11 protein-coding genes are annotated in these 15,436 nt (G+C 46.7%); all 11 read left to right on the top strand.

From position 1 onward, the window contains the following. Positions 1–35 precede the first annotated feature (35 nt). Positions 36–1,196 carry a sensor histidine kinase gene (locus M3636_RS18145; RefSeq protein WP_128103763.1) on the top strand — a complete coding sequence of 387 codons (1,161 nt, stop codon included), beginning with the start codon at positions 36–38 and terminating at the stop codon, positions 1,194–1,196. Between the two features lie 4 nt (positions 1,197–1,200). Then, the gene (locus M3636_RS18150; RefSeq protein ID WP_056693769.1) at positions 1,201–1,923 is read left to right on the top strand and encodes a response regulator transcription factor; all 723 of its coding nucleotides are present in this window, start codon (positions 1,201–1,203) and stop codon (positions 1,921–1,923) included. Between the two features lie 375 nt (positions 1,924–2,298). Further along, on the top strand, positions 2,299–2,679 hold the full coding sequence (locus M3636_RS18155; RefSeq protein WP_251383461.1) for a hypothetical protein: 381 nt from the start codon (positions 2,299–2,301) through the stop codon (positions 2,677–2,679). A gap of 561 nt (positions 2,680–3,240) precedes the next feature. Next, positions 3,241–3,579: a hypothetical protein gene (locus M3636_RS18160; RefSeq protein ID WP_251383462.1), complete on the top strand. Its 339-nt coding sequence runs from the start codon at positions 3,241–3,243 to the stop codon at positions 3,577–3,579. A 142-nt stretch (positions 3,580–3,721) separates the two neighbouring features. Next, a complete protein-coding gene (locus tag M3636_RS18165) occupies positions 3,722–5,629 on the top strand; it encodes a helicase-related protein (RefSeq protein ID WP_251383463.1) in 1,908 nt (635 codons plus the stop codon). A 43-nt stretch (positions 5,630–5,672) separates the two neighbouring features. Beyond that, entirely contained in the window at positions 5,673–6,791 is a 1,119-nt protein-coding gene (locus M3636_RS18170; RefSeq protein ID WP_251383464.1) for a ComFC family protein, read from the top strand. Positions 6,792–7,152: 361 nt separating this feature from the next. After that, on the top strand, positions 7,153–12,138 hold the full coding sequence (locus M3636_RS18175) for a fibronectin type III domain-containing protein (protein ID WP_251383465.1): 4,986 nt from the start codon (positions 7,153–7,155) through the stop codon (positions 12,136–12,138). Between the two features lie 261 nt (positions 12,139–12,399). Next, positions 12,400–12,807: a TIGR03826 family flagellar region protein gene (locus M3636_RS18180; RefSeq protein WP_251383466.1), complete on the top strand. Its 408-nt coding sequence runs from the start codon at positions 12,400–12,402 to the stop codon at positions 12,805–12,807. A gap of 264 nt (positions 12,808–13,071) precedes the next feature. Beyond that, complete coding sequence (flgM, locus tag M3636_RS18185; RefSeq protein WP_251383468.1) at positions 13,072–13,356, top strand: flagellar biosynthesis anti-sigma factor FlgM; 285 nt, start codon at positions 13,072–13,074, stop codon at positions 13,354–13,356. A gap of 11 nt (positions 13,357–13,367) precedes the next feature. Next, a complete protein-coding gene (locus M3636_RS18190) occupies positions 13,368–13,871 on the top strand; it encodes a flagellar protein FlgN (protein ID WP_128103753.1) in 504 nt (167 codons plus the stop codon). Positions 13,872–13,889: 18 nt separating this feature from the next. Further along, positions 13,890–15,428, top strand: a complete 1,539-nt coding sequence (flgK, locus tag M3636_RS18195; protein WP_251383469.1) for a flagellar hook-associated protein FlgK — start codon at positions 13,890–13,892, stop codon at positions 15,426–15,428. Positions 15,429–15,436 lie beyond the last annotated feature (8 nt).

Here is a 15,436-nt window from a genome sequence, read left to right on the forward strand (position 1 = left end):
TATACCGGAAACGATAGAAATGGAGTCGAACAAACGTGGATTTACAAGCCGATGCCATAGACCGCGTCATAAAAAACGCCATACAAGTCATGGAAAACAGCAAATATCAAATGTTCGAAATCATGGACTCGACGCGTGAGGAGCTCAAAACCCTCAATGAAGAGCTGAAGTCTGTTCTGAAGGAAGCGGCGGAAACGATCGAGAAAGTAGATCAATTGGAGCTTAATTACCGCCGCTCCCGGATTCGGCTTACCGAGGTGAGTCGTGACTTCGTACGCTATTCCGAGCATGATATCAAGCAGGCGTATGAGAAAGCGACACAGTTGCAGCTGGATCTGATGATTTATCGTGAGAAGGAAATGTATCTCAAAGCCCGCCGGGATGATCTGCAGAAGCGTGCCAAAAATGTGGAGGCTTCCGTAGAGCGTGCCGAGACCATCGGTTCCCAAATGGGTGTTGTCTTGGAGTATCTGTCAGGTGAACTAGGTCAAGTGACCCGGATTATCGAATCTGCCAAGAATCGACAAATGATAGGTTTGAAAATAATTTTGGCCCAGGAAGAAGAGCGGAAACGTATTGCACGTGAGATTCATGACGGGCCTGCGCAGATGCTTGCCAATCTAGTGCTTAGGACGGAAATTGTAGAAAGAATGCTCATTAAGCAGGATTTTAAGATGGTTCAGGCCGAAATAGTAGATTTGAAGGGCCAGGTTCGTTCCAGTCTTGAAGAAATGAGAAAAGTAATCTTCAATCTGCGTCCAATGGCACTGGATGACCTGGGATTAATTCCAACGCTTCGCAAGTACGTGCAGGATTTTGAAGTAAAAACAAAAATCCGCGCGCTTTTTGAAACCAGAGGCAAGGAACATCGTTTATCTTCTGCTATGGAGGCTGCGATCTATCGTCTCGTGCAGGAGGGGCTGTCCAATGCGGCCAAGCATGCTTATCCCACTTATGTTGTAGTGGAAATTACATACCAGGCTCAGCTCGTCAAAATTGTCGTTCAAGACAATGGGCTTGGGTTCAAACCGGAGCTTCTTGCACAGAAAAGCAAGGATCATACCCACTTCGGTCTGATTGGGATGAGAGAGCGGGTTGAACTGTTAGAAGGAAGAATAGAGATCGAATCGGGCGAAAATCAAGGAACCAAAATCGTGATTCATATCCCGACAAACGTGGATAAGGGAAAGGAGTAGCAGGATGGAAAACCGTGATACTGGTAAAACATCAATTAAAGTTCTTTTGGCTGATGATCATCAGCTGTTCCGTGAAGGGCTTAAACGCATTTTGAATATGGAGGACGACATTGAGGTCATCGGTGAATGTGGTGATGGGATTCAAGTGCTCGAATTCTGCAATCAGGAGAAACCAGACATCGTCTTGATGGACATCAACATGCCAATCGAGAACGGGGTTGAAGCAACAGAGAAATTGCGTGAGCTGTTCCCGGATGTCAAAGTTATAATTTTGTCGATCCATGATGATGAGAGCTATGTATTTGAAACGCTTCGTAAAGGGGCTAACGGATACCTGCTGAAGGATATGGAGGCAGAGTCTCTAATTAATGCGATTCGTTCTGTTCATGAGGGACATGCATTTATCCACCCTAAAGTAACAGGCAAATTGATTATGCAACTGCGCCGTATGACGTATCTGAATGAAACTGGTGCGATGAGTGAGGGAACTTCCAAAGAGGCAGGCGTGAAGTTTGTCGCTGGCGATAATAACCCATTGACTCGTCGTGAGGCTGAAGTATTGCGTTTGATGGCTGAAGGTAAGAGCAATAAAATGATTGGTGAATTCTTGTTCATCAGTGAAAAAACCGTTAAAAACCATGTCAGCAGCATTCTGCAGAAGATGGAAGTGGATGACCGTACACAGGCTGTTATCAACTCGATCAAATATGGTTGGGTTACGCTCTAATCTTTAATAATGAAAAGTACCTATGTATGATTAGTTAAATGTTTGATTATAGATTACTGTTCACTCGCGCCTTTTCCAAATATTGGATTAGTTCGCGGGTTAATAGACTTTATTGCTGCAAATGAGCAAAGAGTAAAGGTGTACGGAACATCTGTTCAACGTTGAGCATGGATGAGTAATGATCTAGCCTTTCTTTTGTCTCCAGCGTCGATCGGGGATAAGAGGTTGTCCAAGATAGTATCTTGGAATACGCGAGATAAGCGATGTGAGTCTTCACATATGTAACTGTAACCCTTCGTAGTGTGCGGCATATACTGCTGTATACAGGGATGTTCGCCATGGGTGAGCATAACCTTCCGAGGAGGTGCAGTTGCCATGGTTGCTCATTTGACTATGATTCTGCTCATATACTTCCTGGCGGCAGTGGCCGTTCATGCGATACACCAGCGCCATCTATCCCGTCCGGAATCCGAAGGCTTCGAGCAGATTCTGCTCATTCCTTCTAATCAGGAACATCGGATCGAAGGTATTGTAAGGGCACTTTGCCGGGAATTGCTCTACCGTGGAAAAAGCTTCACGATGACGGTTGTCGCTGAACGTAAGGAAACGGAGACAGTTCGTATTATTGAGAAGCTAATGCTCAGGCAAGGCATGGAGCTATCTTACTTGCCTGTTGTCCCCTCTGATATGGAACAGGTTCTACAGACGGAGAAGCATAGGATTCGTTTAATTGACCTACGTGAATCTAAGCAGTGAACAATGTTGTGACCTGGATTAGTCAGGTTGTATAGATCCGCAGAAAAGATTACAGCATTGGCTGTAGTCTTTTTTTGTAATTGTAGTCAAGGTTGCTATTAAATTGAAAATGGGTTTTTATGCAATGTATGGATATTGCGCTAAAGAATTGGATGTTGCAGAGCGAAACTACATTGGGACGATTCGAGTTAGATCGATTGTACAATGGACGCTCTAAGGACATATGCTTTTTGACTCGCTGATATCCCATTGCCAAAGACTCATTTGAACTCGGAAATCTTAACTTAAAAGTATAGACGATTTCTTCTGGAAAAAGTTTCGCATAATAATTAGAAAGATTCTCGTTATTAGAGGAATGCTCAAAAGTATTGTATAGGGTGAATTGACTCCTATGAATGAAGGATAGCAATAGAGGCACCTTTGCCAAATATATCTTTTGCGAATATGTGATCTACCTCTTAGTAGCTTGCTTCTTAATCGTTGTCTTATTGTTGCAAGGATGTGAGAGTTGACCGGTGGTAGTAATGTCCATATAATTACTTATTATGGATATTGATTGGAATGTGTACATATCAGCGGAATGGACGAATTACTGAGGTGAAAGAATTGAAGCAGTCTTTAATTAGTTTGCTAGTGTTGTTGGGTATAATCTATAGTGGCCTGAGTGTTGATCCAAACACAACAGTTGCTGAAACCGATAATATGGATGACCTTCCTACACAGGAGAAGCTGTCCTTAGATGATTTTGATGTGCAAGATATTCCGGATATATACGGTACCTCGCCTGACACGACATTTAAATTCATGTTCAATGGACGTGTACTTGAGCCTGGAGAATCTATTCTTGTATGTACTGCCGCACCAGGGCAGCCATGTCATGATAAGGATGAAGAACAGTAAATAGAATAATGAGTGTTTGAAAAAATGGACATGAAGCACATGCGCCGGCGAATCGCTGGGAGAGCATGTGCTTTTTTCGTTTTACTTGGATGTGAGTGTGGATTGAATTGTGCATCTTGATGGGGAAAGGGAGGGGAACTAGGTGAGAGTGGCGTTGTATGTATGTAGGGTAGAGCTTGGATGGAGCATGATGTTGTCACTGGACATCCGTGTGGATGTGAGTTGGTGGCTGGAGGGAGCGAGTGGTCGGCGTGTGTCTCGTTGGCTGTTGCTGCATGAGGCGTTACCGTTAAGCCAGGCATCGTGGATGGTAGAGCATTTTCGCATGGAACGAGATATGGATCAGTGGCGGGAAGAACAGTGGCAGGCATATGTGCGCGGCAAAATAGAAGCGTATGAGCGGGCTTCCGGGGAACACGAAGCCCGGCGTAGCGCAGGTGGCGGCAGGCATGAAGCTGCCGCACTGCGGGGTAGGGGTGGCGGGATTCCAGAGTCGTATCCCGCCTGGGCATGGGCTCAGCTCGAACAGGGCGCTGCCCTGCTGGCTGAGCAATTACACGGCCGCCAATTGCTGGCGGCCGAGGCAGAGGCGCTGCTGGCGGACAACGCCCCGCCGCTTGCCTCTGCCTGGCGCGCGGCTGCGCAGCTCGCGCACCTACATGGGCGGCTTAGCATCGCTGCCGCCCTGGAGTGGCCTGCCACGCGGCGTCGCCGTGCGTGGCTGGGTAGCGCGCAGAGCGCGCCGCGCTGCCGCCGGTGCGGCAGCGTAGCCGAGCAGCGCGTGCCCTGCGCTGCGTGCGGCCAAGCGGCGTGCGCCTACTGCGAGGCCTGCCTCGCGCTGGGGCGCAGCCGTGCCTGTGCGCTGCTGCTGCGTAGCGCAGCGCCTGGGGTCGTGCCCGTACGAGGCGAAGCATCGCGTGGCACGGCGGGTGTTTCCACCGGCGATGATCTGAGCCGGTGGGGGCTTAGCCCTGCGCAGAGCGAGGCTGCTGCCGCGGCGCTGGCTTTTTTGGCTCAGCCGCCCGCAGGGGGCGAGCCGGGGAGGTTTTTGCTGTGGGCTGTGACGGGAGCGGGCAAGACGGAAATGATTTTCCCGCTGTTGAACCACATTTTGGAGCGTGGCGGTCGGGCACTCGTTGCTACACCGCGTAGAGACGTGGTATTGGAGCTAGCGCCGCGGCTTGCGAAGGCATTTCCAGACGTTTCACTTGCGACACTCTATGGCGGCAGCACCGAACGTTGGAAAGACGCCCAGCTCACCTTGGCGACCACGCATCAGCTCATGCGTTTCTACCGAGGGTTTGACCTAGTGATCATCGACGAATTAGATGCATTTCCTTACCATAATGATCCGATGCTCGCCCATGCGGCCACGCACTCGTGCAAGCCTGACGGACATTTTGTGTATTTATCTGCTACCCCTCCATCCAGGCTGCAGAGAGAAGTTGCACAAGGAAGATTACTTCATGCGAGAGTACCCGTACGTTTTCATCGTCACCCATTGCCTGTACCTCAGCTGTTGAAGATGTCCACGGTGGCTCAGTGCATTCGGCAAGGCAGTATTCCAGCTGCTCTGAAGAAAGGCATTCAGATTTCATTACAGAGAGATGCACAAATCTTCGTTTTTGTTACCCGAATTGCGCAGATTGAGGCGTTTGTGAACCTCATGCGTCGTCAATTCCCACAAATTCATATTGAAGGAACGTCATCTCAGGACGCCGAGCGTGCCAGCAAAGTTATCGCATTTCGTGAACGCACCATCCGCCTGCTTGTAACCACGACGATTCTGGAGCGGGGTGTCACTATTCCACGGAGTGATGTATTTATTCTGGATGCAGATAACGGACTTTTCGACGAAGCTTCCCTCGTGCAGATGGCTGGCCGAGCAGGGCGCTCCATGGATGATCCAAAAGGAAGAGTTGTCTTTGCATCATCTCGCCGTACACGATCTCAAGTGAAAGCCGTGGGTCAGATCAAAAAAATGAACACCATTGCCCGGCGCAAAGGCTATCTACATCCACCATCTAAACAACCAATCCAACAACGTTAGTTCACGGCTGCTCAAAACAATCCAACGACTGGAGGCAACCCTCATGCCCTATTGGCTCGACGCGATTACCGAACACCTACAGCCGCTGATCCGGCGATTACACCATCTGCTTGCCCCGCCAGGAGCGACTTGCCTAACCTGTAACACACGAGCGCTCCTATCTTCAACGTATCCTGGAATATGCCTCAAGTGTGTGGAGCGAATTCCGTGGATTCGTTCCATCCGTTGTCCGCGGTGTGGTCGGGGAATGGGGTGCCCTGACTGTGCCCGCCCACATATGCAAAACCGCTCCTTCACCTGCAACCGCAGTGCCGTCCAATACAATGAGTTAATGAAAGATTGGATTGGCATGTACAAATTCCGAGGACATCAGCGCTATGCGCCACTCCTTACCTCACTGCTCGTACAGGCGTTTCAGGCGATGAGCGAAGAGATGACTGCTGCTTTGGCAAAAGAACCCCCTGCCTCTGTGGCTCATGCCGCCACCTTTGCCCAGAATCAGGTGGATGCATACCCGCATCCACCCCGACCAAGCGCGCCCCATGAAGGGCACGCTCAGCAAAACCGCTCGCACACATCAACAGATGTGCGAGCCAACCCTCTCGCAGCGACCCGCAATCCGCAGTCGCTGCTCCAGAGCTCCAAGCCGCGATGGCGGCCTGACGCGGTAACTTACGTTCCCGTCAGCGCTGAGCGCCTGGCCGAGCGCGGCTTCAATCAGGCAGAGCGACTCGCTGCTGGACTTGCTGCAGCGACCCGCCTGCCCCTCGTTGATCTGTTGCAACGCCAGATCAACACCACGAAGCAGAGCTTCAAAACACGCGGCGAGCGGATTCAGACGATGCAGGATGCTTTCGCCATCCAGTCGAATGGTGTGGAGCTATTGCAATCACTGCAAGGGGAGGCTCATTACCATTCACAAGTGCACCCACTCCAGCTCCCCGCAACCTCTTCTATATACGAAGAAGTACAACATTCAACGCATCCATCATCAATGACCAACCCCACTACTAATCTAAGGCAGCCGCTACGCTTGCTACTTGTAGATGACATTTATACAACAGGGAGCACCTTGGATGCTTGTGGACGGGTTATATTGAATACAGGATATTCTCACGGCATACCTATCGAGATTTACACCTTAACATTAGCGAGATCTTGAACTTCTATGGATGGCGCAAGGAACTAATTTTGATGAGAATATGAAGAAAAACTGTCTATATAGTTGTGATTAGCTTTAACGAGATAACTCCTCTTGAAAACGAAAAAAGGACTATATCTTCGGTGCGAATATATGTTCTTTTATTAATGAGTAAATACTGTATGAGTCCATCTTCTATGCATTATAATCATTTTAAATATCAGTTGTTTAACGAAATAATGATGAGAGTTTACAATCAAGAAAAAATTTCCATGAAAAAAGAGGGATTGCTATAATAGTGTAGAATAGATAATTCTGCCATTTACCACAGGTGACAGCTTCGGGAGGGGCACAATATATCTATTTGAAGGGGAGAAGAACGGTGGTTGCAAGACGAAAAAATGGGTTGTATGTATGGACTGTCCGTTTACTAGTATTTGTACTGGTATTCGGACAGTTTGGCGTGTACGGGGGGAACCGGGCACATGCAGCGAGCGGTACGATTGTATCATCTGATAAGGATTACCGTTATGTCCTTTCACGGCAGGGTGACACACTTAGCGTGAATCAGGTGCCGATCGATCTTGGTTGGGCGAGATCATACAGTTTTTCGGCTACGGGTTATTCCTTTTCAAGAAGCCAGTCGATTCGCGGAACAGTACAGGATATAACCAATGTAACTTTTGGTTCGTACACGTCCACGTACGCTGGCAAAGTGAATAACGCATTTCTCATTGATTTTAATGAGGTGTGGGAGTATTACAGTGTTATGGAGTTTAGACAGTCTGGAAAAGAACCGGGATACTGGAACATTTCCAAAGTGGATGAGTTCGGCATGGAAACACCAAGATATGTACAAAGTTATGAAGCAACACAACTTAGTTTGATTGTTGATGCTGATACAGGAAGAGTAGTCGATTTTGTTTCCAACCTGAATCCGTATTACACACGAAAAGCAGAATCCTTTAGTTTTGTGAAGGAAACCGGAACGAAGACACCAATTACTACAGTTCCAGCTACGCCTGTTAACTTAGCGGCGACTGCGAGTGATACTGCAATTCATGTGAACTGGAATGCTGCTGAGCAAGCAGTGCAGTATGAGATTGAAGAAAATGGCGTAGTAAAAGAACCGTTTTATGGAGTGCAATATCGAACTTCTCCATTTAAACCGAATACTACATACACTTATAGAGTGCGTGGGGTTAACACGATAGGGGCAGGGCAGTGGAGTGAACCGTTTGAACTAACAACTTTACTAGAGAAGCCCGTGCTAAAAGTAACTTCAGAAGAGAGTAAAAATACGATTGAGTGGAAGGCAATTGAATTCGCCGATCGCTATCAATTACAGATTGATGGTGGCACACCGATTGAGCTTGGAAATGTAACTTCCTACGTGCATGAAGGCTTAGAAGCTAATTCAACGCACACCTACGTTCTGAAAGCCTTCTCGGCTAACAATGAGAGTGCATGGAGTAAATCCGTAAGTCAGCTAACGGTACCAGATCGTGCTGATGGATTAAAGGTTACCGATGTTACGTTTAATAAGCTGACTTTGGCTTGGACGGCGGTTAAGGGTGCTACTGGATATGACTTAGAGATCAATGGAGTAGTTACAGCTGTTACTGGCACGACGTATAGCAAGACAGGACTGACAGCAAATACCGAGTATAGTGTTAGAATTAGACCCAAAAATGCGGGTGGAGCAGGAAGCTGGAGTGATCCAATCACAGGCATTACTCAGATGAGCACACCCGTAATTGAAGCTAGTCCGTCGCAAGAAGAGGTTGTTCTTGTCTGGGCAGCAGTGGACGGAGCTACCTCCTATGAAGTTGAGGCAGACGGAGTTGTTGTTGAAGGGATAGAGGATTTAATCTACAACCATGCAGGACTTACACCAGGGACAGCACACAAATATCGTGTACGAGCAATCAGTGAGAATAACACAAGTGCCTGGTCAGCGATCAAAGCACAAAATACATTACCTGGTTCCGTTGCTGGACTAGTGGTTAGTGCGGCGACGAATGCAGCGATCACTTTGAAATGGAACGTTGTATCAGGTGCTACGGGATATGACATGGAGATCGATGGTGTAGTTGTTGCAGTGACAGGTTCTACTTACACCAAAAGTGGGCTTGGTGCCAATACAGAGCATACCTTCCGTATTCGCTCGAAGAATGCTGCAGGGGCTGGGGCATGGAGTGAGCTTGTAACAAGTCGAACTCTGTTTAATACACCTGTATTAAAGGCTACGTCAGAGAAAGAGGCTATTACATTAACATGGCCGGCTATAGCTGATGCTACCGAATATGAGGTTGAAGCGGATGGCGTGGTATCCATTGTTACAGAGCCTACATTCACACATCTGAATATATTGCCGGGTACATCTCACAAATATCGTGTACGTGTAGCAACGGCGAATAATACAAGCGCATGGACAACCGTATTAACACAAAGTACGCTCCCGGATTCCGTTGCAGGTCTGGTTGTGACGACAGCCACCAATACGACTATAGCGGTCAAATGGAACGCGGTTACGGGAGCAACAGGATATGACCTAGAAGTTGATGGGACAGTCGTTCCGGTCAGTGGATTGACTTATAACAAAACTGCACTTGCAGCCAATACAGAACACACCTTCCGCGTGCGTTCCAAAAACACGGCGGGTGTAGGTGCATGGAGCGAAGTAATTACAGCAACAACGCTACTAAACACACCGGTGTTGAAAGCTGCATCAGAAGAAACAGCTATTCAATTGACTTGGGCCGATGTAGCTGATGCAACAAAGTATGAAATTGAGGCAGATGGAATCATTGTAGGTACGGTTAATGAACCAACATATCAACATATGAATTTGTTACCTGGAACAGCACATAAATATCGTGTACGTGCTTTGACAGAAACGAACATGAGTGCATGGACTGCTGTTTTGTCGCAAAATACATTGCCCGGATCTGTGACAGGGTTAAATGTAACTTCGGTAACGAACGTAGCTATTGCGCTGAAATGGAACGCAGTTACGGGTGCAACCGGATATGACCTAGAAATTGATGGCACGGTTGTGCCGGTCAGTGGATTGGTTTACACGAAAAGTGGCCTGGGGGCGAATACGGATCATACGTTCCGCGTACGTTCCAAAAATGCAGCTGGAGTGGGCGCATGGAGTGAAGCAATTCTTAGCACAACGATGCTCAATACGCCTGTTTTGACAGGTACATCCGAAGAAACGTCGATTACATTAACCTGGCCTGATGTTACAGATGCTACGAAATATGAGATTGAGGCAGACGGAATCATTGTAGGAACAGTAAGTGAACCGACGTACCAACATGGCAACTTGTTGCCTGGAACAGCACATAAATACCGTGTGCGTGCGTTAACAGAAGATAACACAGGTGCGTGGACAGCTGTTCTATCTCGAAATACTCTACCAGGCTCTGTTACAGGCCTCACAATTACTTCTACAACAAGCGCAGCCATTGCACTGAAATGGAATGCGGTGACAGGAGCAACTGGGTACGATCTGGAGATTGACGGTACGGTTGTTTCAGTTAGCGGATTAGTGTATACGAAAAGTGGTCTCGGTGCGAATACGGATCATACCTTCCGAATTCGTTCCAAAAATGCAGCAGGTGTGGGTGCATGGAGTGATCTGGTGACAGGTGTAACACAGTTGAGTGTGCCAATCCTGAAGGCAGTATCAGAGGAGACGGCAATTACAATTACATGGCCAGAGGTTACCGATGCGACCAAGTATGAAGTGGAGGCCGATGGGGTTGTCGTTGGAACTGTTGCTAATCCTAAATACACCCATGAGGATATCCTCCCGGGTACTGCCCACAAGTATCGAGTACGCGCATTGACCGATACCAATAGCAGTATCTGGACAGCTATTTTGACACAAAGTACATTACCGGGATCAGTAACCGGTCTGAACGTTACTTCTACAACAAGTGCAGCCATTGCATTGAAATGGAATGCAGTGACTGGCGCTACCGGATATGATCTGGAAATTGACGGTACGGTTGTTTCAGTTAGCGGATTAGTGTATACGAAGAGTGGATTAGGTGCAAATACAGATCATACCTTCCGGATTCGTTCCAAAAATGCAGCAGGTGTTGGTGCATGGAGTGATCTGTTACCAGGTACGACACTGCTTACTACACCAGTTCTGAAAGCAACGTCTGAAGAGACCGCTGTTACATTGACATGGGCAGAAGTTAAAGATGCAACCGCATATGAAGTTGAAGCAGACGGTACCATCGTAGGCACTGTGGATGAGCCAACCTATGTGCATAATAAGTTACTTGCAGGAACCGCCCATAAATATCGTGTGAGAGCATTGACGGACACCAATACAAGTGCATGGACGGCTGTCCTTACGCAAAATACAATACCTGGTTTGGTAACAGGACTGAGTACCTCTTCAGTGACTAATACAGCCATTGCATTAAAATGGAATGCTGTCACTGGAGCAACTGCATATGATCTAGAGATTGATGGTGTAGTGGTACCTGTAACAGGCGTGGCATATACCAAAACAGGCTTGATCACGAACACAGAGCATACCTTCCGTATCCGCGGCAAAAATGCTGCTGGAACGGGTGCCTGGAGCGAGATTGTAACAGCCTATACTCAGCTTAATGTGCCTATTGTCAAAACGACATCAGAAGAAACAGCAATTACTCTAAACTGGGCTCCAATTGCAGATGCAACAGCATATGAGATTGAAGCAGATGGAGTCGTTGTAGATCGTGTAAGTGAACCGACATACACACACCGTGATTTACTTGGTGGGACAGTTCATAAATACCGTGTACGTGCATTAACAGAAATTAATAGCAGTGCATGGACAGCGATATATTCTTCAACTACGTTGCCAGCAGTGGTTTCTGGTTTAAGTGTAAATACAACAACAGCCAACTCTATCGCCATACGATGGAATGCAGCTACAGGTGCTAGTGGTTATGACCTTGAGGTTGATGGTGTTGTTGTAGCTGTAACAGGAACAACGTATTCACGCAACAACTTTACAGCGAACACAGAACACACCTTCCGTATTCGTGCCAAAAATGCGATCGGTGCAGGAGCTTGGAGTGAAGCTCTGATACAGACTACACAACTTGCAACCCCAATTCTCAAAGGTACCGCGGATAAAACAAGTGTTTCATTGACTTGGGATTCTATTGCGGGCGCATCGTCGTATGAGGTTGAAGCAGATGGTCAGGTTGTTGCAATTACGACGGATCCATCATGGGCACATGTAGAGTTGCTGCCTTCAAGCTTGCACAGATACCGCATTCGGGCATTCAATGAGCAAAATACAAGCATCTGGTCATCCATACTCAGTGTGAGAACGACGTTGAACTAAAGTCTATACTGTCTTGGATGTAAGTTATCCCTTGATTCTGAGGCGGAGTGATACTTCTTTTTATAGAAGTTACACACATACGCAGGTTGAATTTATGAAAGATTAGAATAAAACATTTGAAAGAGAGGAATAAGGTTGCGTAGTTATGCACCATATTCCTCTCTTTTATTTCGCGAAACCCTATGGACTTGATGTGAGAAAATAAGGTAATCTATAGATATTATCCATGCGGAATGAAAGTGTGAGAGGGGCGTTTAAGCGATGAATCTGGGTAATTGTCCTCGCTGTGGCAGACTATATGCAATAAATATTCGGGAAGTGTGCACAAACTGTATTAAAGAAATAGAAATAGAATACCAAACTTGTGTAGACTACTTGCGTGAGAATAAAGGTGCTAACATTCAGGAATTGTCTGATGCAACGGAAATTTCGATTAAACAGATTACCAAGTTCATCAGAGAGGGACGAATTTCCATCGAAAACGCCCCGAATATGATGTATCCTTGTGAAGTATGCGGAACCTTGATTCGTGAAGGTCATATGTGCGACTCTTGCCGTAACCGATTGACTAAAGACTTGGCTGGGGCAGCCCGCGAAGTAGGTCAGAAGGAGAACAATAATATAGGCGGACGAACCTATACTGCTGTCGACAAACTGCGCGATTCATAGGAATCAGGGCTTAATTACATGTTTTGCTATAACAAATGTTTTGGAACGTACCGATAAACTTATTAAAGATTATCGGTTTTTTTTATTATCCTAATTATTTGATAACGTAAAGATAAAGTAAGAAAAGCGAATATCGATGTAAACCAAGGAAGAAAGACCACAATGTAGTAGTAGTTTTTCTGGTGATTATAGAATCTTCGGCATTGCTGATAACGTATCATTCTATAATCGAAAAATCCTAAGGTGGAAGGAAGTGTAGTTCACATGAAGATCAATGAACCAAATCGAATTGGTGCTATCAATTCATATCAGAGGAACGTTGAATCCAATCAGCAGGCTGAGGCTAAGAAAAGCCGCCGTAAGGACGAGGTATCCATTTCTCCGGAGGCGATGAAGATGCTTGAGGAACAAGGTCGTACACAGGATATAGGACGTTTGGAGCGTATCCAACAGTTGAAAGAGCAAGTGAGCTCAGGAACATATCAGGTAGACAGCAGTAAACTTGCCGACAAGTTGCTGCCGTACTTTAAGTCTTTTGATAAGGAATAGGTGATCATGTAATGGCAGCACTGGACAGATTAATTGCAGTATTGCAGCAGATGGAACAAAGTCACCGCGACATGCTGGCACTTAGCGAGATCAAGCGACAGGTGATCGTCAAGAACGATGTGGATGAACTTATTGCCGTTCTGAACAAGGAATCTAGGTTTATGAAGCAGCAGGAGCCATTGGAGACTGAACGACAGCGTGCCGTGCACGAACTGCTTCAGGAGCGGGGAATCAAATCCATGTTGAATCTGAACATTACCGAAATTTCAAAATTGATTTTTGATCCGGCTGACAAGCAGCGATTACTCGAGGTTCAGAAGAAGCTAGCGGGAACATTACAAGAATTGAAGGAAATTAACCAATTGAATCAAAAGCTGATCGAGCAGTCCTTGATGTTTATCGACCTATCGATGGACATCTTCGCTTCAAGACCAGAACAGGATGCCACCTATCAGCATCCTGCCGATAAGAACGGCAATCCAGGGCGAATCGGTCTGTTTGACACGCGTGCCTAAACATTAGGGGGAAACTAAGTGGCATCTACATTTCATTCAATCGAAACGGCTAAACGCAGTTTGTTCACACAGACGACAGCTCTTAGCACAACAGGCCATAACGTAGCGAATGCGAATACGGAAGGGTACTCGCGTCAGAAGGTAAATATGCAGGCATCTATTCCTATGGAGCCGTTTGCATTTCTGCATTCTACAACACCTGGACAGCTCGGCACAGGGGTAGAGTTTGATTCTATCACGCGTGTACGTGAGAAATTCCTCGACGACCAATATCGTAATGAGAATACGAACTTCGGAAGCTGGTCCATCCAGCGCGATACCTTGGAGAAGCTCGAAGCAATTGTAAATGAACCATCCAACACAGGCTTCCGTACTGTTATGGATAATTTCTATAAATCATGGTCTGATCTAAGTAAGAATCCAGAAGATGTTACAGCACGCCGAATTGTAAAAGAAACGACGCTAGCTTTGACGGATGCGATGAATCAGATCAGTCGTCAATTGAATGCACTAAGTGAGGATTTGGATAGTAATATTGCAGTTAAAGCTAATGAAATCCAGGGCTACCTGGGGAATATAGCGAACTTGAATAGTGCCATTGTGAAAGTCGAGTCGCTAGGTGACAATGCCAACGATTTGCGTGATCAACGTGACTTAATGGCAGATAAGCTATCCAAAATTATGAATATTACAGTTACAGATTCTCCACAAGGTTACCAGATCCAAATGAATGGACAGGCGCTTGTTACAGGTGGAGCTGTACAGGTTCCTGTAGATCCAGCCTTTTTGAACACGGCTTATACAGCGGGAACCTTAACTAATGGTGAAGTTCACGGCATGATCAAGTCCAGAGATACGTTGGTAAGTGATTATCGGAAGCAAATGGATGAGTTGGCGAATACGCTCGCAAATGGGGATATCGAAATCACACTTCCAGCAGGATCGGTTATCCCTGCTACGAACGCCTTAGGACTTGCAGGGGGCGCGTTAGCGACAGATACGAAGGTAACTGTAAAAGGACTCAATGGTCTGCATCAGCTGGGGTATACGATGGATGGTACAACCACCCCGGGTCTACCTTTCTTCACAGCATCGGATGGCGGAACAACCATTACTGCTGGAAATATATCGCTAAACGCAGAAATTCTGGCTGATCCGAACAAGATTGCGACTTCACTTCGCACAACGGATGCTTCTGGCACGGAGACTGTAATCAAAGGGAACAACACACTCGCCATCTTGCTTGCGAATCTGAAAGATACACCGATGAAATCAGCAGATGGTTTGCGTAATGCGACCATTGGTGCTCAATTTAGTGCAATTGTTGGACAATTAGGGGTACAGTCTCAAGAAGCTGCACGTCAGACATCTAACTCGGAATTTTTGGTAGAACAGGTGGACACTCGTCGTCAATCCGTTAGTGGTGTGTCATTGGATGAAGAAATGGCTAATATGATCAAATTCCAGCATGCCTATAGCGCATCTGCACGTTTTATGACCACATACGATCAACTGCTAGATAAACTAATTAACTCTACGGGTATGGTAGGCAGATAATAGAAAGG

The organism is Paenibacillus sp. MER 99-2 (assembly GCF_023714095.1).
In the GTDB taxonomy this organism is placed as follows: domain Bacteria; phylum Bacillota; class Bacilli; order Paenibacillales; family Paenibacillaceae; genus Paenibacillus.